This is a genomic window from Pleionea sp. CnH1-48, from assembly GCF_024124665.1.
Taxonomy (GTDB): domain Bacteria; phylum Pseudomonadota; class Gammaproteobacteria; order Enterobacterales; family Kangiellaceae; genus JAMXSB01.
Genome location: NZ_JAMXSB010000015.1, coordinates 156,950 through 180,512 on the forward strand (window position 1 = coordinate 156,950; position 23,563 = coordinate 180,512).

10 protein-coding genes are annotated in these 23,563 nt (G+C 42.0%); 7 read left to right on the forward strand and 3 right to left on the reverse strand.

The annotated features are described in order from the left end of the window. The first annotated feature begins 7 nt into the window (after window positions 1-7). Window positions 8-754, forward strand: coding sequence for an acetoacetyl-CoA reductase (gene phbB / locus NH399_RS21240; protein ID WP_253043213.1), 747 nt, complete (start codon window positions 8-10; stop codon window positions 752-754). A 222-nt stretch (window positions 755-976) separates the two neighbouring features. Next, window positions 977-1,759, forward strand: coding sequence for a DUF4339 domain-containing protein (locus NH399_RS21245; protein WP_253043214.1), 783 nt, complete (start codon window positions 977-979; stop codon window positions 1,757-1,759). Here the strand turns inward: NH399_RS21245 and NH399_RS21250 are convergent. Genes NH399_RS21250 through NH399_RS21260 form a run of 3 tightly spaced genes read right to left on the reverse strand, consistent with a single transcriptional unit; the run spans window position 1,756 to window position 3,879 of the window. Further along, on the reverse strand, window positions 1,756-2,445 hold the full coding sequence (locus NH399_RS21250; RefSeq protein ID WP_253043215.1) for a D-alanyl-D-alanine carboxypeptidase family protein: 690 nt from the start codon (window positions 2,443-2,445) through the stop codon (window positions 1,756-1,758). The genes NH399_RS21245 and NH399_RS21250 overlap by 4 nt on opposite strands. Next, on the reverse strand, window positions 2,442-3,572 hold the full coding sequence (gene dapE / locus NH399_RS21255; protein ID WP_253043216.1) for a succinyl-diaminopimelate desuccinylase: 1,131 nt from the start codon (window positions 3,570-3,572) through the stop codon (window positions 2,442-2,444). Before dapE ends, NH399_RS21250 begins: the two co-directional genes overlap by 4 nt. Next, complete coding sequence (locus NH399_RS21260) at window positions 3,565-3,879, reverse strand: Spx/MgsR family RNA polymerase-binding regulatory protein (protein ID WP_253043217.1); 315 nt, start codon at window positions 3,877-3,879, stop codon at window positions 3,565-3,567. The genes dapE and NH399_RS21260 overlap by 8 nt, the downstream gene beginning before the upstream one ends. 966 nt (window positions 3,880-4,845) lie before the next feature. Between NH399_RS21260 and NH399_RS21265 the strand changes: the two genes are divergently transcribed. The 5 genes from NH399_RS21265 to NH399_RS21285 all read left to right on the forward strand — a co-directional run. Beyond that, window positions 4,846-7,299, forward strand: a complete 2,454-nt coding sequence (locus NH399_RS21265) for a penicillin acylase family protein (protein ID WP_253043218.1) — start codon at window positions 4,846-4,848, stop codon at window positions 7,297-7,299. Continuing rightward, entirely contained in the window at window positions 7,296-9,005 is a 1,710-nt protein-coding gene (locus NH399_RS21270; RefSeq protein ID WP_253043219.1) for a cyclic peptide export ABC transporter, read from the forward strand. The genes NH399_RS21265 and NH399_RS21270 overlap by 4 nt, the downstream gene beginning before the upstream one ends. Before the next feature lie 19 nt (window positions 9,006-9,024). Further along, window positions 9,025-15,432 (forward strand): non-ribosomal peptide synthetase, encoded by a 6,408-nt coding sequence (locus NH399_RS21275; RefSeq protein WP_253043220.1) that lies wholly within the window; start codon window positions 9,025-9,027, stop codon window positions 15,430-15,432. Between the two features lie 23 nt (window positions 15,433-15,455). Then, window positions 15,456-16,880: a hypothetical protein gene (locus tag NH399_RS21280; RefSeq protein ID WP_253043221.1), complete on the forward strand. Its 1,425-nt coding sequence runs from the start codon at window positions 15,456-15,458 to the stop codon at window positions 16,878-16,880. 13 nt (window positions 16,881-16,893) lie between these two features. Continuing rightward, window positions 16,894-23,563: non-ribosomal peptide synthetase (locus NH399_RS21285; protein WP_253043222.1), on the forward strand; the 6,670-nt coding region annotated here is incomplete at its 3' end.

The following is a 23,563-nucleotide window of genomic DNA, read 5'->3' on the forward strand; positions in this document are numbered from 1 at the left end:
TTAGGTTATGTCAGGTAGAGTTGCGTTAGTTACCGGTGGAACCGGTGGTATTGGTACTGCGATTTGTCAACGACTAGCAAAAGAAGGCTATAAAGTGGCTGCTGGATACAATAGCGGTGGTGACCATGATAAAGCGAAAACTTGGCAATCAATACAAAAAGAGCAAGGGTTTGATTTTGATATCAGTTACGGTGATGTTCGAGATTATGCTTCTTGTGGCGAGTGCATTAAGCACGTCGAAGAAACCTTAGGCCCTATCGATATTTTAGTTAACAATGCAGGCATCACTCGTGATGCAACTCTAAAACGCATGAGTGAAGGGCAATGGACTGACGTGTTAAGCGCAAATCTGGATAGTGTGTTTAACATGACCCGACAGGTTGTGAATGGCATGATCGAAAGAAAGTTTGGCCGCATTATTAATGTTTCTTCCATTAATGCTCAAAAAGGCCAACTTGGACAAACCAATTACTCCGCTGCTAAGGCCGGGATGCACGGCTTCACTAAAGCCTTATCTCAAGAAGTGGCACGAAAAGGTGTTACGGTGAACACGGTCTCACCTGGATATATTGCAACAAAAATGGTGATGGCGGTGCCAGAAGATGTACGCGAGCAGATTGTTAGCGGCATTCCTGTTGGACGCTTGGGTGAACCAGAAGAAGTGGCTCATGCCGTTGCGTTTTTAGCGGCAGAAAGCTCGGGCTTTATTACCGGCTCAAACTTGTCTGTTAATGGCGGTCAGCACATGTTTTAATCTTAGTGGCTCCTTAGGGAGCCACTATTCTATTTCTCTTTTATTAGTTCTTTTCTTACTAAGCCACTTCTCTATTATATGACCTGAGTCACGAATTTTGAGCTCATTGCAAAGTTTGTTACGCAGCTCACAGATCCCGTGTGATTAGAGTCACAAGAAGTTTGCGTCAGATGTAATAGAATTACGCTCATTATTTGTCCTATTTCTTATTGGGTTGAGAGCATGCTGGGTAAAACTTGGTATTTTAGTCGTAGTGGACGCGTTGAAGGACCATTTACCTCTGAGCAAATTCAAGCGCGGGTAAAGATCTTTGATGACGCTTTAGTTTGGAATCCTTCTTTGGATGGATGGCAAAAAGCCCGTTTGTTGATGAAAAAAGTCGAAAGAGCAGTTCCTCCTGCCCTTAACAAAGTGGCTGACTCTCCATCCGATGCTGGTCTAAAGCGACTGCGACAAGAGAAAAAGTTGTGGGAAGTTCGCAGTAAGGCCATGGTTGCCAAGTCGCTGAAAGAATTTGCCCAAAAGTCACTGCAATTAGAACAAGCTCCAGAAAGCGATCGCCGTGCGGCATTGATGCAGTTTATCCAAAAACAGCATACCAATCTGGAGAATGCTAAGTTACATCTGCAGAATATGAAGCAAAGTGAAGGTCGTGCCCGTCGAACTGCGGTGGCCAAAAAAAAGGCTTCAGTAAAGCGTTTGCCTAGCAAAACGCCTACGCAGCGAATGCTTCAGGCAACGAGTGGCTCTGGCAACAGAAGCGCTCAGGCTGCACGACAAATTCGTCTGGCTGCAGAAAATCGACGCAAAGTTCATCCGCTAGATTCTTTAGTTGCTGCAAACGAAAGTTCTATGGCTCAGCCAGAAATGATTGAGATAGAGGGCCAGTCGTTATTGCAAGATCAACTCAAGCTGGTTGTGTCAGAAAATACCCAGGCCGTAGAAAAAGAAGACAAGCAGCAAATGATGAAGCGTGTGGTGCGTCGCCGCCGCCGTCGTCGTTAATCGTCAATATTGAAAACGTAGCGCTCAAGATAGTCATCAAGTGCTGCGGTGATCGTCTGTTTTCCCTGAACGTCTTGCAACATTAGTTGGGAGGCTATGGATTTAGCCTCCACGTTTTTTAATAAGGGTTCAGAGACTGGACGATAAGAAATATGCCAGGGCTCATGAGCGACACCACCACGATAGGTTTGATAAGGACGAAAGAACTCAAACTGACCTAGATTCTCCTGCAACCAACACTCTAACGATTCACAGGGGCCTCCCGCTGCAAATTCTTCGGGCACTAATTGTACGGAATAACCTTTTTTTACCAGTGCCTGCAAAAATAGATCAAAATCGGTGCCCCAATGATGACGACTGGTTCCTGGGACCGCACTCCAGAATGCAATACTTTTGAACTTTTCGTGATCGGACAGCTGTGTTAGATCGATAGGTTGTGAATGTTTATCAAGTACCGCTCTTTCTCCATTCCATTTTCTGTTCCATATCGAGGCTTGATGTTGGAATGAACGCCAGCTGCTGACGATATGAATATCTAACCCGGCTTTGGCCGATGCATCCATAAGCTGCTTGAGTGGTTGCACTACCGCCTGGTGGAGAATGATCGTTTGATCATTGTGTTCGAGCTGGGTTAAAGCAGGATGCTCTAAACCCAGTAACAGTTGTTCTGTCTTTTGCTCGTTCACAATAATAGCTTCTCCAGAATTTGCTCATAAACTTTTGATAGAGCAACCAGATCCTGAGTTGAAACACACTCATTCACTTTATGAATAGTGGCATTGATAGGACCTAATTCAACCACCTGCGCGCCTGTTTTGGCAATAAAACGTCCATCAGAGGTTCCTCCAGTGGTTTCTGCACGTGTTTTGATACCCAATTGCTCATAAATCGCTTGAGAGGAAGCTTCTAATAAAGCTCCGGAGGGCGTCAAAAAAGGCTCTCCATTCAACTTCCATGATAGCTCGTAATCAACCTTATGGGCATTTAGAATGGACTCAACTTTTGCTTTTAAGCCGTCAGCACTTTGTTCTGTAGAATAACGGAAATTGAAATCGAGAGTCACAATACCAGGCACAATATTACCTGCACCAGCGCCTGTCTCGATGCGAGTAATTTGAAAGCTGGTAGGAGGGAAATTAGCGTTGCCTTGATCCCATTGTTGCTCAGCCAGTTCAGATAAAGCAGCAAGAGAAGAGTGAACCGCGTTCTTAGCAAGGTGGGGATAAGCAACGTGTCCCTGTATACCTTTTACTGTTAAATGACCGCTTAATGAACCGCGACGGCCGTTTTTAACGACATCGCCCAATACCTGCCCAGAAGAAGGTTCACCCACCAACGAGTAGGTGATTGGTTGATTTCGTGCCATTAATGCTTCAACAACTTTAATAGTTCCATTGATGAAGTGGCCTTCTTCATCGCTGGTAATCAAAAAGCCGATGCAGCCTTTGTGATCGGGATGATTAGCGATAAAGCTTTCTGTCGCAGTAATCATGGCTGCAAGACTGCCTTTCATATCAGCAGCGCCACGGCCATACAAGATGCCGTCCTTTTCTACCGCCTCAAAAGGATCTGTATGCCACTCTTCGAGATTACCAGGAGGGACAACATCCGTATGGCCTGCAAAAACGAACACGGGTTCTGCATTGCCACGAGTGGCCCAGAAGTTTTCGGTATCGCCGAAATCCATTTTTTCACAATCAAAACCGATGGCTTTCAAACGGTCCATCATTAACTGCTGGCAGCCACAATCTTCAGGAGTAACCGAAGGGCGCTCAATAAGTGCTTTGGTTAATTCAATAACGGAATCATGCATTGGCAAAAAAAGCCTCGAATTCTGCGGCTTTAAAGCCAAGGTGGTAGTTACCTTTAAACTCGACTAATGGACGCTTAATAATGCTAGGGTTATCTAACATCAGTTTAACGGCCAGATCTTCATCGAGATTATTTTTGATGTCATCATCCAGTTTACGCCAGGTGGTTCCTCGCTTGTTGATGACAAGATTCATATCACAATGTTCAAGAAAGGTCTTGGCCTGTTGCTCTGACAAACCTTCTTTCTTGTAGTCGTGAAAGTGATATTCGACATTGTTATCATCAAGCCAGCGCAAAGCTTTTTTCATGGTGTCACAGTTTTTTATTCCAAAGATATTCACAGTCATAGGATTTTGAGTTGAGGTATTGTGGAGTGACAACTATGATAAACTGCTGCCTGACACCTTTGCAAGTTGCTATATAATCGTTTGAGATGGTTGCAGTTCAGAGCTAATCAAAAAGCATTGAAATGGTTTTGCTGGTTATTTTTTGTTCTTTCTTTTTGGAGTCGCTTCGCACTCCTTTTTATATAGACGCTATACGCCCAAGTATTTGCCATTTACCTTAGAAAATTTTCTATCCTGTTTGTACTATCAATTTTCATGCATTATTTTTTGTGTGTCACTTTATCGGTTTTAATTCACTTTTTTGTGCTCGCAAATCGCAAAATCATTTTAATTATTTTTAGAGCTTTATTTAACAAAAAAAGTTTTAAATGCTCCCTTAACAATGAAATTATTTTTTTATATTTACTAAATAAAAGTTTCATATCTCAACCAATATAAATGCTTTTTTTGATGACATGCTGCTGCGATGCGCCAATATTTCTTTATGAGTTTATTTATTTCGAAAGGTGCAGAGGCGGTAATTTATTTACCCTAAATAAATAGGTTAACTTATCTCTTGGTGATATCAAAATAGTACTTTATCTAATGTTTTTATTCATTTAATTGCACCTAGAAAACTCGAAAAAAAGCAAAAATATCTCTTATGGAAATTTTAGAAAATGTTTTTTATTTAATTTTTAAAGAAAAATTATTTTCATATTCTTGTGCTCTAATGAAAACGTTTAGTATTGGCAAAAAAGATATTATCCATAACTGAATAATATCTTGATTGTTTATAAAGGTTGGATGTAAAGTTCTTTCGCTCAAATCGAGATGTCGGCAATTTTTTATCATTGCTGACAAAAAAAGAATTTAAAAAAAAGCTCATGCCTGCGTTTTATAGAAGCAATAAAAAGTAGTCTTGTTTAAAATAAAATGGAGTTTTAATTGTTTATTAAGTATCCGTTATTAACAAGAACAGTATTGTTCGTTGTCATTCCATTGGTGATCCTTTCGGGCGTTATTTATAACGAGTTCATTGTTAGGCCTTTGCCAAATGAGATGAGTCTTTATGAGCTGAAAGGGATCAGTGAAGACGTTCGCATATCGCGTGATGAGCATGGGCTAGTAAATATCGTAGCGAATAAAGACAACGATGTTTATTTTGCTATGGGCTATCTTCACGCGCAGGATCGTTTGTGGCAACTAGAGGTTCAACGTCGATTGAGTCAAGGACGGTTGAGCGAAGTTTTTGGGCGTGGAAGCTTAGATCAAGATATTTGGATTCGCACCCTTGGTATTTATCAAGCTGCTGAACGTTCCTTGGAGTTGCTTAGTCCCGAGGCAAAAGCGTCACTAGAAGCTTACTCTGAGGGAATAAATACATGGCTGCAACATCACTCAAGCCTTCCTATCGAATTTACTCTGATGGGAGTGGAGCCTGAGCCATGGAAGCCAATAGACTCTCTGGCCTGGGCAAAAATGTTCGCTCTGGATCTCGGGGGAAATTTTCGTTTAGAACTACAAAGATATATCGCAGCTCATTATTTATCTGATCGTGAGTTTTCTGCTTTGTTCCCATCAACAGACTTATCTGAGATACAGCGCAGTTCTCAAGTTGCCTCAGCTAAAAATAATCTAGATCACTTATTAGACATTCAAGAACATTTAGAGTCTGAGTTGAACATCGGCGGGCGCTATGTTGGCAGTAACGCTTGGGTAGTCTCTGGGCGTCTTACTCAATCTGGCTTTCCTATTCTAGCCAACGATCCTCATCTTGGTTTGCAGATACCTTCGCTTTGGTATGCGGTGACTCAGCGGGGAGCTAGCTTACAAACAGAAGGAATGAGCTTGGTCGGCCTGCCAGTCGTTGTGTTCGGTAAAAACCAGCACATAGCTTGGGGGGGAACCAGCATGATGGCCGATGTTCAGGACTTGTTTATCGAAAAGGTATCGCCCACTGATCCCGAACGTTATTGGAATAATGAGCAATGGTTATCATTTAAAACACGCGTTGAATTAATCGATGTAAAAGCCGATTTTCCATCCGGTTTACGTAAGGCTTTAAAACCCGTAGAGATCAGTGTTAGAGAATCCGTTAATGGTCCCGTTGTTAGTGATGTAGTGAAGGGAGCTGATCAGGTGGTGTCCCTTCGTTGGACCGCCCTGGCAGCGAATGATACTACCTATGAATCATTTTATCGTCTCAGCTATGCCGATAATTGGGATAGTTTTAAAGAGGCTGCAAGCTACCACGTGGCGCCAACACTCAATCTGCTTTATGCCGATACAAGCAATAATATTGGATTTATTGGTGTTGGAAAAATTCCGCAGCGAGCAGGATGGAAAGGGGCTTTGCCGGCCAATGGAGCAGAGGCTAGCCAACGGTGGCTGGGGTATATTCCATTTGCAGAAATGCCACAAATTTATAATCCCAAGAGCGGCTATCTAGTCTCAGCAAATAATCAAAATGTAAGTGATGATTACCCTTACTTTATTTCTCAAGATTGGGCTCTTCCTGCCCGAGCTGAACGCATAGAAGAGTTAATTAAAGATGCTCTTAACTCCAATAAAAAATTCAGCTTGGATGACATGGCAAAAATGCAAGCGGATACCAAAGATCTCAGTGTTACCCATCTGCGAAACTATTTAGCTCTGACCAAGCCGCAAAATATTTGGCAAAAACAGGCGATTGAACTGTTAAGCCAATGGGATGGATTTGCCCACTCAGATAGCATTGGAGCATCAATATTTTATAATTGGTCGAGAAACCTTAACAATCAACTATTCACTGACGAGTTGAAAAACTATTGGAATCATAGTGCACATCGAATACATCTTAATAGTTTAATATCTAATGTACCTTCAGCAGCAGTCTTAAAGATACTTAAGTCTGAAGATCCTTTATGCAATAACATAGACACCGCCGTTGCTGAGACATGTGAAGATATCGTCCAGTCTGCTTTAGAAGCAACTATCAAGCAATATCAAAAGCTGGTTGGTAATGATGCTGAGGATTGGAAGTGGGCTGGTATCCAAAATACGCGTTACTCACATACCCCCTTTAGTAATGTGAAGCTGCTAGATTCGTTATTTGAAAGAAAAATACCATCGGGTGGCGCAATTAATACGATTAATGTTGCGAACTCTGCCTTTCATAAATCGGATGGTTATATCCAAACCTTTGGCGCAGGTTTTCGTCAAATTATGGCGTTCGCTAAAGATAATTCCTCACATATCTATATGAACTCCACTGGACAATCAGGGCAGGTCGGAAGTTCACATTATGATGATATGGTGGAGCCGTTTAGGGATGTTAAGTTTTATCCGATGAAAACGCCGACTAAGGCTGAATCTTCTTACATCCTTTCTCCCAAAAAGTTGTCAGGAGAAGCACCGTGAGATTGTTTGAAAGCTTTATACAGAAAGCACCTAACAAGGTATTCATTTCTATTGTCTTAGGTGCGCTGGCTGGTGTTGGCTACTCTGCACTGATTCCTTTGGTTCTAATGAGTGTTGCACCCAAAGACCCTGCTTTTGCCGAGGTTGAAAAAGATGTTGCAAGCTTCTTGTCATTAGAAGTTGCGCAATACGAAATTGCTTTATTGTTTTTTGTTTCTTGCATACTGATCTTGTTTGTAAGAACAATATCCGAAGTTATTCTTTTGCGAGTTGCAACCTTGGTATCCAGGGACTATCGGTTGCAGTTTTACAAGCAGATTACTGAAGCTCCGATATCGGCCATCGAAAAAATTGGTTCATCGAAACTTATAGCTTCTATTAATTTGGATGTGCCTAGAGTGGTCATGGGAGCAAGGGTCTTCCCTGCGCTATTGGTAAATGGTGTTTCTCTCATGGGAATGCTGGGCTTTTTGCTTTATCTAAATGCCAGTGTTTTTAAGCTGGTCATACTCTCTATCATTTGTGGTGTTATTGCTTATCAAATACCGATGATATTTGGTCGTAAGATCTTTACTCGAGCACGGCACATTCGAGATGACTTACAGGAAGGCATCAGAGGATTAGTATATGGCGCCAAAGAGCTAAAAATTAACGACGAAAAAAAGAAGGCCTTTTTTGAAGAAGTACTGATACAGCATGAAAATGATATTTTAAAGAATGAGAAGACTGCACATACCATAGTTAATGCCACAGCGAGCTTTGGCGAGTTACTTAGCTTTTTTGTCATTGGGTTGGTTAGTTTTGTTTTTGTGAACTACCACGCTATCACGCAGGAAGAACTGGTTGGTGTGATCATGGCGCTGTTATACCTCATTGGTCCCATGGCTATTATTCTCAACTCCATACCGCAACTAACTGTGGCTTTTGTTTCTGTCAGGAAAATCAACCAACTGTTAAAGGAAATACCTCAAGAAGAAGTTTCCTTAGAGGTTGGAGCTTCTCCTGCTTGGTCTCAAGTGTCTTTCGATGATGTTGTCTTCCGCTATGATGCGAAAGAAGATGAGTCGGGTTTTGGTATTGGTCCTGTTAATTTTACTCTAAATAAGGGTGAAGTTACTTTTATTATTGGGGCAAACGGCTCTGGAAAATCAACGCTTAGTAAGCTGATCACTCTTCATTACTTACCTGTTTCTGGAAACATTAAGTTCGGTGACGAAGCTTTGAATGCCGAAACTACAGCAACATTAAGACAAAACATCAGCGCCATTTTTTCTGACTACTTTTTGTTCGACCGATTGTTGATCGCTCTAACACCCGAAATGGAAGAGAAGGCGCAACACTATTTAGAGAAGCTGCACCTATCAAGTAAGGTCTCAATAAAAAACAAACGTTTTTCTACGCTTTCTTTATCCGATGGTCAGAGAAAGCGCCTGGCGTTATTAGTAGCATATCTCGAAGATAAAGAACTTTACCTTTTTGATGAGTGGGCAGCCGATCAGGATCCTGTTTTTAAGCGAGTCTTTTATCGAGAGTTGTTACCGGAGCTAAAGCAAAAAGGTAAGGCCATCGTCGTGATTAGCCATGACGAGCGCTATTTTGATGTGGCTGATCATTTGCTCATCATGGATCAGGGTAAGCTGGCTTCAAAAGAAAAAACCGAGCAAATGGTTAATGAACCAGAGCTACTGGCATCTGAATATTGTTAATTAGAAAGGAGTCTATGACATGTTAGTAGAGCATTCTGATATTGATAGCGCATTAACTCTTACCCAACAAGATATATACTTTGATCAAATAAAAAGTTTGGAGCAGCCCTTTTATAATGTAGGCGGGTATATTCAAATTAGCAAGGTAGATATTCACAAATTATGTAATGCTCACAAACAGTTAGTAGAAACTTATGATGCCTTTGGTGTTCGGTTGAAAGTTGAGTCTGGCGTCGTATCGCAATATATCAGTAAGGAACGTAACTCAGAACTAGAAGTGCTCGACTTTTCTTCAATGAAAGAGCCAGAACAGTATGCTGATAATTGGTTGGAAAATTTATTTTGTCAGGTTATTGATGTCGATGGAGAGGCGCTGTTTAAAGCTTTTCTCCTCGACTTGGGGACTCAGGGATATCGATATGTCGGCATTGCGCACCATATCATTATGGATGGTGTGGGCTTTTATAACTGGGCTCAGGTGATTGGACAATTATATCGTGGAGAGACAACAGATAAAGCAAGTTTAAAATGGCATGAAATTGTTGTTAAAGAAACAGAATATCTTGAGAGTGAGCGTTATAGAAAAGATAAAGCATTTTGGGAAGAACACATCCAAAAAATTTCTTCGGGGATGTTTGGTAATCGCTATCATCGTTTTGAGGACAAAAGTGTAGGAAAGAAAAGCGAAAGGAAAACTTGGCATTTATCATCCAGCGATAAAAGACGAGTTACTCAGTTAGCAGAAGTTCATGGTGTCGCAGAAAGCCAAGTTTATTTGGCTGCTCTTCTTATCTACTTTTATCGTGGTTATCATCGTAGTCAGCTAACTATTGGGCTGCCTGTTCATAATCGCCGTACAGCCAAAGAAAAGCATACCATTGGCGTCTTTACTGGAATCAATGCCTTCGCTGGTAATATTCGAAGCGAAATGACTTTAAGCTGTCTCATAGCGGAGGTTGCTCGTCAACAAAAGCAGATTTATCGTCACCAACGTTATCCAATAGGTGAGTTGCTACGTAAGTTAAAGATTGCTGAATCACAAAAGGCTCCGTTTGACGTCGACTTCAATTATTTAAAACTTGGCAATGATATTGAGTTTGACTCTGAATCCACTGAGCTGCATTACCTTTCGCATTTCCATGAGCGAACTCCTTTTACTTTTACCATTTGGGACAGTGCTGGTACAGATTGCACTGATATCCTAATTGATTACCAAACAAGCATGTTTTGCGCAAAAGAGATCAACTGGTTTTGTCAACGCATGTCGTGGTTGTTCGAACAGATGTTAACGGATGCCCATCTTCCGATAGATAAGATTTCATTGTTATCAGAACAAGAGCATGAACAGTTGCTCAATTTTTCTAATTATCCAGTTGAGCAAAAAGTACACTGTGCTAATCAAGGCGTTTATGGCGCGTTTTATAAAACGGCCACTTTGCATTTAGATAGGACAGCAGCAATTTGTGAACACAAGGTCCTTTCTTACGTTGATCTAATACATAAAGTTACGACTTTATCTGAGCATTTGACGCATAAGTTGAATTTACCAGTAGGCGCATCACTTGCTGTATGTATGGAGCGCTCCACCGATCTTCTTGTTACACTTCTTGCGTCACAACGATCTGGACTGGTTTTTGTACCCATTGACCCTTCTGCACCAGAAGAACGTGTTAAATACATATTATCTGATGCCAACGTGGCTTTAGTACTTACCTCATCCATGACAAGCGGTAAGATAGCAGAGCAGAGCGTGGCTCAACTATGTTGGGATTCTCAAGCAGAGTCTCAAGCGCCTATTAGTGCAGATTTAGCTTCTATCTGTTATGGACACGAAGAAGCCATCGCCTATGTTATTTATACATCTGGCTCAACAGGAAAACCAAAAGGTGTTGCTGTCGAACAGCAAGCTATAGTAAAGCATATCGAAAGCATTATCGATTATTTGAGCATTGATGAGCATGATGTTTCTTTGCAATTGAATGCATACAGTTTTGATACCTTCCTCGAGCAAACTCTGGCTTGCTTATTTTCTGGTGCTGCTGTTGTTTTATCCAGCGATCAACTGATAGCTCCCGATGCTTTCATTCAATATGTTCGACAACACAATGTGTCGATTACTGACTTAACCCCGGCTTACTTATCTTTATTATTAAAACACAGTGATAAACAGCTTTGGTCAGAGTTGAGTTTAGGTCGTGTTGTTGTGGGCGGAGAAGCGTTAAGCCATGGCGTAGTTAACGAGTGGTTTAGCCAAGGCGCATCTCAGCACTGCAAATTATATAATGCTTATGGCCCTACCGAGGCGGTTATTACCTCACTTATTCAGGAAATTTCTGAGTTTGATGGCCATTGTGTCCGTATTGGCAAGCCATTAAAGAATCGATCCGTCTATTTACTTGATGAAAACCAGAGTATGGCCCCAATTGGTATGACTGGTGAAATCTATATTGGTGGTCCACTCGCGTCCCATTATCTGAACAAAGAAGATATTACCAGTAAAGCGTTTATAAACAATCCTTACGGCAACGGAAAGCTATATCGCTCTGGTGATCTGGCTTATCGATTACCGACTGGCGAGCTGGTTTTTGCTGGTCGAATAGATGAGCAAATAAAGATTCGTGGCTATCGAATAGAACCCGCAGAAATTGAGACTGTAATCATTGAGCTAGCAGACGTTAAGCTGGCTGCTATTCGATGTTGTTATCACATAACGAACGAACCCTATCTGGCGGCATACTTAGTGTTGGCTGACGACTCACTGGAAGTTAGTGATACTCTCGGTAAGGTTAAACAAAAAGTTAAAGAACTTTTGCCTGAGTATATGCGTCCGCAAGCGTTTGTAGTGATAGATAACTTCCCATTAACAACAAATGGAAAAATTGATTGGGGCGCATTGCCTAAACCGGATTTAACTCTGGATGCAGAGAGCATAGAGGAGCCTGGCAGCTCGTTAGAAGAGAAATTGCGCGATATCTGGGCTGATTTGCTCACGATGTCAAAAGAGCAGGTCTGTGTGAATACTCATTTTTTCGAAATGGGAGGGCATTCACTGCTGATTCCTCGGATGATCGAAGCCATTGCACATACCTTTGATAGCCAACTGTCATCTAGAGATGTGTTCAAGGATATGACGATCAGAGCAATAGCTCGATGTATTCAAGGTACCCATGGTCGCGCTTTTGCACCGATAGAGAAAACAACAAGCGTTGAACAGGTAACATTGTCGACAACGCAGTTTCGGATATGGTTCGCTGAGCAACTCAATAAAGATTCGAATGCTCATAACATTTCTGGAGGTGTCAGGGTCCGAGGAGAGTTAAACTTTGAGCATCTTCAGTTAGCGGTTAACTCGCTATTTAGAGAACATCGAGTGTTAAAAGCTAAAGTGGCACAGTTGGGAGATGATGTTTTTCAGTCAACACATCATGCAGAGAGTCTTGATATTAGCTTTCATGATTTATCAAGCTTTAATACTGATAAACAAGAGTTGGAAGCGAGAGCAATTGGCCATGAACATAGTGTAAAGCATTTTGATCTAAAAAATGACCTGCTTCTCAGAGTTATGGTTATAAAACTATCAGACCAAGAGTGGATGCTTTATCTTAGTTTCCATCATTTGATTGCTGATGGCTGGTCTCTCTCTTTATTTGTTAACCAACTATTTTCTCGTTATGAAAATATAGAGTCTATCCCTAAGGAAAATGAACACCAGTTAGACTTTTTTGACTATTCTATATGGCAACAAGAATTCTTTAAGACTCACCACTACCAAGAACAGAAAGACTTCTGGATATCTTATCTTGACGGTGCTCAGCAGAAACTTTCTTTGTTTCCTGTCTCTGCAAAAAACTGGGAGAAAGAGAATGTATCTAATGAGGTTGTGTATAAGTTGCCTTCAGACTTATCGCACCAAATTAGACTACTGTCACGCCAATATCAAGGCAGTCTATTTAACTTTTTTCAGTCATCATTTTCTTTGTTGCTATCTCGACTAACAGGCGAAAAAGATTTAATTATTGGTGCCCCCGTTGCGGGTAGAAATATTCCTGGAACGGAAGATATGTTGGGTGTTTTTCTTAACAATCTTCCAATTAGAAGCCAGGTTGATAGTTCCCAATCGTTTGTAGGGTATTTTAAACAGCAGATTGATAATGTAGCCAATGTGCTGTCGAATCAAGATGTTCCATTTGAGCACATCTTGCAAGAAGTCGAAGTGGAACGTAGCGATTCAACACCACTTTTTCAGGTGTTTATTAACTTCCTTAATATTCCACAGATAGAAATGGAGAACTCGCGCCTTAAGGCGGAGTATGAATATGCGCCAGAGATCGACAGCAAATTTGAATTGACCCTTTATATTGATGATAGTCATGACGAAGTTGAGCTGAAGTTCCATTTCGACTTATCAAAATACAGTCGCAGTGCAATAAAGCTAATGGTAAGTCAATACATTCGTTTAATTGAAGGCATTGCTCTAGATGAATCTTTGCCTTGTTCTCAGTACGATCTTAATGGAACTGCACAGCAGAATGTTAATGAATTAGCACCCATTGTCGATTGCCTACCTCGTTTAAACCAATCATTGAGCATGAGTTGGCCTGGACCCGTTCATGAGTGCTTCAGACAGCATGCCTCCAGCAGTCCTGAGCAGGTTGCATTGTCTAGTAGTCAGAGGAACTGGACTTATCAACAGCTTGATAAAATATCTGATGGTTATGCAAAGCGACTGAAAGAGTTAGGGCTAAAAAAAGGCGATGTCGTAGCGATTGTAGCGAAGCGAAACGACTGGCTGGTTGTTGCCATGCTTGCAGTATTTAAGTCTGGTGGAGCATACGTTTTAGTAACTGAAGATTCACCTGCATCCCGATTGACATATCAGCTTGATGTGACAGAACCTTGTTTTTTGATGACATTAGATGAAAGCTCCATTCAATCTATTGCCATTAATAACTGGGTCGAAGAGAATCGATGTTGTGTAATAAATATTTGTCATCATAACTTTGATGACTTCTCCGATCTTGATGCTTTGGAGCTTTCTGTCGATCCTCTTGATGTCGCTTACCTTACTTTCACGTCTGGAACGGAAGGTCAGCCTAAAGTGATTCGAGGTTGTCATGGTTCGTTGACAGCCTACACACCCTGGATGGCACAAACCTTTAAGCTTGATGAATGTTCCAGGTTTGGCATGTTATCAGGTCTAATGCATGACCCTTTGCAACGCGACATTTTTACACCGCTATCCATAGGCGCCTCGCTTTTTATCCCTGGTGATGCTGATTATCAACCCGGGGTGTTGGGTCATTGGGTACAAGAAAAAGAAATAACGAGCCTTCATCTAACGCCCAGCTTGTCTCGTTTTATATTATCGGAATCTATTCAAAGCTTGCCTGATCTTCAGCATATCTTTTTCTCTGGAGAGCCCTTGGTGGTTGAGCATGTAAAGCGGCTTAAAAACTTAGCTCCTCGAGTTGATATCATCAACGTATATGGCTCTACAGAAACCAGCCGTGCTGTTAGTTATTGTCATGTTAAAAGTGAGCGCGATTTAGAGCTTTCTACCGTGCCTGTTGGTACCGGTGTCGCTGATGTTCAAGCCGTTATTCTAAGTGATGACTTGAATACTTGTTCTATCGGAGAGCTAGGGCAGATAGGGATTAGAAGCCCGTTTTTAACACTGGGATATCATAACGACGCTACACGGACTTCAGTTAAATTCATCACTAACCCATATACCGGCGATGTGCGAGATCGAATCTACTTGACGGGTGATCTTGGGTATTATCTCGCTAATGGCGATATCGTGTGTATGGGACGAATGGATAGACAAATTAAGATCCGTGGCTTTCGTATCGAACCTGCAGAAATTGAGCGCGCAATTTTAAATATTGATGGTGTCGAAAAAGTTGTTGTTGATGCAATCAAGAAAGAACATTCTGATGAACAAATTATTGCCTTTGTATCAACAAAAGACAATAAGTCTATAGACATTTCATTGATCAAAAGCCACCTTCGCCAGTCTCTTATGAGTTATATGATTCCAGCAGATATCATTTTATTGAATGATATTCCATTGACTGGAAACGGGAAGGTCGACCATAAGCAGTTAAGGTCGAAAGTTCAAATAGGGAAACCTCGTGAGTTAATTGCTCCTGCTAATGAATATGAGCAAGCTGTTATTGACATGTGGAAGATGTTGTTAGAAACGCAAGATATTTGTGTTTCAGATGCTTTTTTTGATATCGGAGGTCATTCTTTATTGGTTACGAGGTTCTTTTCGATGGTTAAAGAGTCTTTTGATATCGAGTTAGATTATCGTGACTTTTTTGAGCGTCATAGTGTGAAAGAGGTTGCGCAGTTAATTGAGCAAAAAGTATTGCTAAATAGAGTGACAGATAAAAAAGAAAAGAAGAACAAAATATCACTCTAGTGTTTTTATTTTGGGAGTAAAAAATGTATCAAGAAGGTATTGAAAAGAATAATGGTCACTATTCTAAGTTATATGAGAAGCTAGCGGGGCTTTTGGTTAATCACGAGAGCACTGCAAATAAACCTTTCAATTATCGTTCAGAGCGTATTGATGTGTTTATGCACAATTATAATGATAGCCATGTGGTTAGTCCTTGGCCGTGCATAGTCGACGAATCTTTCTTGAATAAAATGAAAGATATGGTTCGATCTTTTCCTGCCATTTTCTTTAAAGCGCTCAAAATTCTGCACTCTAGAGGCCGAGATAACTTTTGCGACTATTTAAACGTGCCTCCTATTATCTTTGAGTTTTTTGCTCAGTATGAACTTAATGCTAATGATATCCCTATTCGATACGATGCTATCGTAGAGCAAGGCGACTTTAAACTTCTTGAGTTGAATTGCGGGGCTTCTTTAGGTGGATGGCAGATGGACTGGCTACAAAGAGAAGTGTTGTCTTCATTGCAAGATTTTTCTGACTCAAAAGATTGGAATTTACGTCATCACCCTGTTTGCGAAAGCCTTTTCAAATGGTTGATTCAATCAATTAATCGTAAGAAAGGTGATTCGGCAACAGGCAATATCTTGTTTTTTGTTCCTGGTATCGCTGAAGACGAGCTCGAGAAAATGCAGCGAGCTTTCCGTGGTGTTTACGAAAATGTTAGACCCTCTTATTTTGCAAAGGGGGATGTTTTCTTTATGGCTAATATCGATGATCTTGACGTCACTGTAGACGGCTATATTCGTTTTGATGGCATGGAAATGGATACATTGATGTTATCAATAGAAAACAGTGAAGACATGTCGGAGAAACTTTATAACCATATTCAAGCGGCATCGTCACTTGGACATTTCTATCATCCCGATGACGCCAATCATACGCTAATGGGAAACAAGTTGATTTTTGCTTTATTGCATGAAGACTTTGTGCAGCAAGAGATGACAGCAGAAGAAATTTCGCTTATTAACCGACATGTGCCTTGGACTGCGAAAGTAGGTAGTGAATCTGTTATATGGCAAGGCGAGCGTTATCAGGTATCTGATCTGGTGGTGCTAAAGAAAGAGCAGTTAGTTTTAAAGAAATCTCATTCAGCTCAAGGCTTCGATGTAGTCGTTGGGCGATCAAGTACTCAAGAAGAATGGGAAGAAGTTGTGAATAGCCAGCTCGATAATGACTGGCTTTATCAAGCGTACTGCGCTCCAGACTTGGTTGTCAGTGCTGATTCTATCGAAGGAGCAGGCGCCTTCCGCATGGTGTGGGGTGTTTTTTCGTTGGGTGGAACCTACGGCGGAAGCTTTTTACGGGGTGTAAGGGACAAAAGTACTTCTTCGGTGATTAACTCTGCAAATGGTGCGACCGAATTCTTAGTATTTGAAGAACAAAAGCTGAAAAACAAAGTGACTTTATAAACGGATCTAACTTATGCAAATTAAAGAAATATTACAAGCGTGTGCCGAACAATCAGTTCATTTAGAAGTGGTTGAAGGACAGTTAGATGTCATGTTTGACGACTTTCCGAGTGAAGATTTAATTGAGCAGCTAAAGGCAAACAAACAAGCGTTAATTGATTTTCTTGAGCAGCAAGATAGTGGCCCTAAAGCCTCGCCTATAACTCGCTTGAATAAACTATCAGGACCACTGTCATTTACTCAAAATCGATTGTGGTTTGTCGATCAACTCGAAGCTGAAAGTCATCAATATAATATGCCCTTAACGTTAGAGCTAAAAGGGAATTTAAATGTCGATCTGCTTAACAGAACATTAGCCACTATTATTCAGCGACATCAGCCGCTTAGAACGATATATGGTAAGTCTGAACAACGCCAGTACGTTCAAGAAAGTATCGATTTTCAGTTGCAACATCTGGATTTGAGTCAAAACGCTTGTGATATAACTAGTTTGCGCGTTAGAGAAGCGATAGAAGAAGAAGCTTGCAAACCTTTTAACCTCTCGCAAGATGTGATGTTGAGGGCTCTATTAATCAAGCTAGGAGAGCAGCATCATGTAGTTCAGTTGACTATTCATCATATAGCTTGTGATGGCTGGTCTATTGGACTCTTTATTCGTGAATTTGTTGAGCTCTATCAATCTGGCATTGAACAAAGAGCTCCTACATTAACGGAACTGCCAATAGAGTATTTAGATTATGCCTACTGGCTGCATGAAAACAGAGAGCACTTAGATCATCAAGTTCATTATTGGTTAAAGAAACTTGCTGACTTACCTCCTTTGCATGGCCTGCCTACCGATTACTCTCGACCACAGGAACAGTCTTTTTCGGGTGAGTCGTTATCGGTGGAGGTTTCTGCTGACTCCCTGCAATCTCTTAAGCAGGTTTGTCAGCAGCAGGATACAACACTGTTTATGTTACTTCATAGTGTTTTTTCATTGTTGATAAGTCGTTGGAGCGGAGAGCAAGACATTGCGATTGGTACACCAGTAGCAGGGCGTTCACAACGAGAACTAGAAGCTCTGATAGGCTTTTTTGCCAACACCTTAGTTTTAAGAAGTGATGTTGAAAATCATCTCACTTTTAGTCAGTTTTTACAAAATAACAAAAGTACTGTATTAGATGCCTTCTCTAACCAGGATGTTCCATTTGAAGTTCTAGTTGATAAGTTACAACCAGAACGAAGTCTTGCTCATTCTCCACTGTTCCAAATTTTGTTGACATTGCATAGCCAAGAGTCTGCTGATATTAAATTGCCGAGTGTTGAGGTTAACAATATTTCCTCAGAAATAAATAACGCTAAGTTTGATTTAGAGTTAGCGGCAAAGGAAAGCAATGGGCAGTTAACTTTAGAGTGGCGATTTGTCAAAGCACTATTTGCTCGCTCAACGATTGAGCGTTTTGCAAAGTCATTTACATTCTTATTGGAGCAGGTTTGTCATAACATCGAACAGCCTTTAAGTGATTTTGAGTTGCTGCCAGGTCAAGAGTTCGCATCAATTATTGAGTGGGAAGCTGGAGAAGAAGTTGTTCAAAATTCAGGTAAGACCTTGTTATATGTCTTTGATCGACAGGTACAACAGAACCCTGACCGCGTTGCTTTGATTTATGGTGAGTCAAGTCTAAGTTATAAGGAGCTTGATGAACGTTCGAATCAGATGGCGCACCATTTGGCTCAATGCCAACTTGGTGAAGAGGCTATCGTTGGAATAAGTATTCCTAGAAGTTTAGAGATGGTCGTTGCGATCTTGGGAGTACTAAAATCAGGAGCTGCATATTTACCTCTTGAAATAGGCTATCCAGAGGCTCGACTGGATGCTATGCGTAAGGATAGTGGTGCCGCAGTCATCCTAACGCAAGAGGATTGTACCTTTGATGCGCTAGCTTCCTTTGATAAATCGTACATCTCCCAAAGTACGTGTGTGCCAGACAGTCTGGCCTATGTAATATACACATCGGGCTCTACGGGAGTGCCAAAAGGTGTGTCTATTTCTCATCAAAATGTAATGACCTTTTTACAAGCTATGGCATTTGCATTTGATGACTCAACCGTTGGCAAGTGGTTGGCCGTTACGGGCATTTCCTTTGATATATCGGTGCTCGAAATACTTGGTACCTTGTGCTACGGGTTTTCAACGGTTATTGCGAATGATCAAAAGCTCTCGGCTTTGTCGGCTCAAGAGTCTAGCCAACTTTCGAGTTATCTATCGATTGCTGAACAAATTGACCTGCACCATATTTCTCATATCCAGTGTACGCCTTCGTTTGCATTAATGCAGTTGGTCCAACAAGCAAAGCCGGATCAACTCCGTAGTTTAAAGAAAATATTTTTAGGTGGAGAAGCATTACCTCATAACTTGGTTCAAACGCTAGCTGAGACCACTCAGGCAGAAATATTTAACATGTACGGGCCAACCGAGGCTACGGTTTGGTCAACTTGCGATAAAGTTGACCCTGGTAGTGACAGCATTCATATCGGCAATCCCATCAATAATTACCGTACATATGTATTGGATGAAAAGCGACGTCGAGTACCTATTGGTGCCAAAGGGCAGCTTTTTATTGCCGGCTCTGCAATTTCTCGAGGCTATTTGAATCGCACTGAATTAAGTCAGGAAAAATTTGTTGAAGACATCCACAGCGCTAGCGAGCGAATGTATGCAACGGGTGATTTAGCGTTATGGACGTCAACGGGCAAGCTTAAGTTTCTTGGTCGTATGGATAGCCAAATAAAACTACGCGGCTTTCGTATTGAGCTAGGAGAAATTGAAGCCGTTTTGTCACAGGTTAAAGGCGTTGATCTCGCTGCTGTTGTTCTGCATAAGCGAACAGCCGATGATGCGTCTCTGGTAGCTTATGTACAATCGGATCTTGATTCAAAAGATCTGGTGGTCGATATGAAAGCACATTTAGCTTCTAGCCTGCCAGAACACATGATTCCGACGTTTTTTGAAGTGATGACTACATTGCCTCAAACTTTGAATGGAAAAATTGATCGTAAAGCGCTGCCTGAGCCTAAGGTTTCTGTTAATGCTGAAGACATCGAAGCACCGGTGTCAGATACTGAAACTCAACTCATCAAAATATGGAGTGAGTTGCTGCAAGTTGATTTAAGTAGCATTTCTCGCCATGCAAACTTTTTTGCTCTTGGCGGGCATTCTTTGCTATTGACGCGATTGTTAATGGAAGTCAATACTCGTTTTCGAGTAGCACTTACCTTAAAAGAAGTATTTGAACGTCCTGTATTGTGTCAACAAGCTGAGCACATTGATGTAAAACGACAAGAAGTTGATGCCAGTCACTTCTCTATTGAAGCAAGAGGCGAAAAGGAAGGGGCCCTCTCTTATTCTCAAATGCGGTTGTGGTTTATTGATAATTTACAACAAGGTACGCCAGAATATAATATTGCTGCTGCTTTCAAAGTTGAAGGTACTTTTGAGCCTGAGTTAGCCGAAACGGCTATTAATCAAATTATCCAGCGCCATGAGATTTTGCGCACACAGTATTTCGATGAGAATGGCGTTGCTGTGCAAAGGGTGAGTTCGGACTTTCATTTTACTTTGGCTGTTCATGATCTGCGTAATGTGAACGAAGAGACTCAACAACAGCAAGTTTATCAATTAATTGATGAAGATAATCATCATCCCTTCAACTTGCAGCAAGATCTGGCGATTCGTGCTTCTTATATTCGCATCGGAACAACAAACTCTCACAACGAAGGCATTTTGTTGTTTAACATGCATCATATTGCTTCAGATGGTTGGTCATTTGGTGTATTAGTTAAAGAATTTGTTGCCTATTACGAAGCGTTAAAACAGGGCAAAAGCTTCTCGTTGCCACCATTGCCCATTCAGTATTTAGACTATGCTCACTGGCAGAGAGAGTGGTTAAGTGGTGAGGCTTTAGAACAGCAACTTAGCTATTGGGAGTCACAATTAGAAAATGCACCCGTGGTGCATAGCTTGCCTTTATGTGCACCTCGACCACAACAAAAGTCACACAGTGGAAAAATGATATCTGGCCGGCTTTCGTTAGAGTTGAGTCAACAACTACAACAACTCGCTGCTCAACATCAAGTGTCTTTGTTTGTGCTGTTGCATGCAGTATTGGGGTTGGTACTAAGTCGTCATGGCAACAACCATGACTGGGTAATAGGCACACCCATCGCCAATCGAGCACAGTCAGAACTAGAGTCTCTTATTGGCTTTTTTGTCAATACGTTAGTATTGCGAACATCTACCGATCATAAGGACTTTGGTGATTACCTTGCACACGTTAAACAAGTTAATCTGGATGCACAAGCAAACCAGGACGTTCCTTTTGAACTTTTAGTTGAGCGCTGTCAGGTAACACGAAGTACGCAACACTCTCCGTTGTTTCAAATTATGCTCACCATGAATATTGGCGATTCAGCACCTTTGGCACTCGATGGATTATCTTTCTCACAAATGCCTTATGCTGCGGTTGTTGCCAAGTTTGATCTTGAGCTGATTGCACAAGAAACCGAGCAAGGATTATTCCTGGCCTGGGTGTATGACGACTCTATTTTCAGTGAGCCGATGATTCGTCGTATGCAAGCCCACTTCGAAGGTTTGTTAGCTCATGTTGTAACGCTCCCTGATACGGCTATGCCACATTGGCCGATGTTATCGAATGAAGAACAAAAGTACTTACTGGAAGAGCTGCAGCCAGCATCGGGCGAGATGCTGCCTTATGAGGTGATTCATCAGGGATTAGAAGAACAAGCTGCGCAACAACCAGATGCTGTCGCTGTGATATATGGTGAAGATCATCTGACTTATCAGGCTTTAAATACGCGCGCGAATCAACTTGCGCATTATTTGCGAGAGCAAAAGTCGATTGAGACAGGGGCGCGAGTCGGAATAAGCATGTCGCGCTCATTAGACATGGTGATTGCTGTATTAGCAACACTAAAGGCGGGCTGTGTTTATGTGCCACTCGATCCTAAATATCCTGCAGAGCGTTTGTCATTCTTAGCCGAAGATGCTGGGCTGGCTTTATTAATAACTGATAGATCAGTGGCAAAGAGCTGGAATGATGTCGCCATAGAGACTCTTGTATTGGATGCTTTATCTGCGGTACTGGCAGAGCAAAGTGACAAGAACTTACCGATTGATGAGCTTGAGTTAGAAGGTGACGGTCTTGCTTATGTAATCTATACCTCGGGTTCAACAGGACAACCCAAAGGTGTTGAAATTCGTCACCGAAATACACTGGCATTATTGTCTTGGGCAAAGGCTTCGTATTCCGCTGACATTCTGGCGCGTGTATTGGCAAGCACATCACTGAATTTTGATTTATCAGTATTCGAATTATTTGTGCCGCTAAGTCTTGGCCATCAATGTGTGTTAGTGGATGACGCTTTAAGCTTGCTAGACGATTCCGTAGCAGTGACTCTTATCAACACCGTACCTTCGGCAATAAAAAGTTTGCTTGATGCTGATGCGATTCCGCCAGGAGTAAAAGCGATCAATTTGGCAGGGGAAGCATTAAGTGCCGAGTTAGTAAATGGATTGCTAGATGCAGGAACCTGTGAACAAGTTATAAATTTATATGGCCCAACGGAAGACACAACCTATTCGACTTATGCGGTGTTTGCTGAGTGCCTGGAAGATGTGCCTGTCATTGGGCAGGTAGTAAGCCATAGCCAGGGATATGTACTTGGCAATCATCAAGAGTTGTTGCCCTTTGGTAGTGTGGGCGAATTGTATCTTGGCGGTGCCGGTGTGGCCGCTGGTTATCGTAACCGTGATGAGCTTACCGCAGAGCGTTTTATAGAGAATCCTTTTGGAGCGGGACGTTTGTATCGAACGGGTGATGTGGTTCGTTATTTACCGAACGGTGCTTTGGCGTATCTAGGACGAGAAGACGACCAGGTTAAGGTACGGGGTTTCCGTATTGAGTTGGGTGAAGTTCAGCATCAGGTATTGCAACAGCCGGGCGTGAAGAGTGCGGTGGTGTTGGCTGAAGGCGCGGGCTCAGGAGATAAAGTGTTACGCGCCTATGTGGTATTGGAAGACGGCGTGGATAGCGACTCGGCGTTGGCGCAACTGAAGTCGGGTTTAGAGCAGTGTTTGCCGGATTATATGATGCCTTCGGTGTTTGTGTTGTTGTCGGCGTTTCCGTTAACGGCGAATGGGAAGGTGGATAAGCGGGCGTTATCGCGTTTAGAGTCGGGAGCGAGTGAAGCGTCGTATGTAGCGCCATCGGGATATTGGGAAGAGGGATTGGCGCGCTTATGGTCGGTGTTGTTGAAGCGAGAATTATCAAGCATCAGTGCGTTGTCGAATTTCTTTGAGCTGGGTGGTCATTCGTTGTTGGCGGTGCGCCTGGTATCGGAGATGCGAGCGGAGCTGGGTGTAGAGAGTCATGTGAAGGCGGTGTTTGAGTCACCGATGTTAAAAGATTTGGCGCAGAGAGTGTCGTTGTTGGAAAGTGGTCGTGTGCGTCCAGCGGTGACGGCGTTAAGGGATGAAGAGCGAGACTTTGTGTGCTCCTTTGCGCAACAACGTTTATGGTTTATCGACCAGTTGGAAGGCGGCAGTCCAGAGTACAACATGCCGATAGCGTTGCGTGTAGAAGGGAGCTTTGATGTTGAGATAGCAGAGCAGGCTTTGCAGG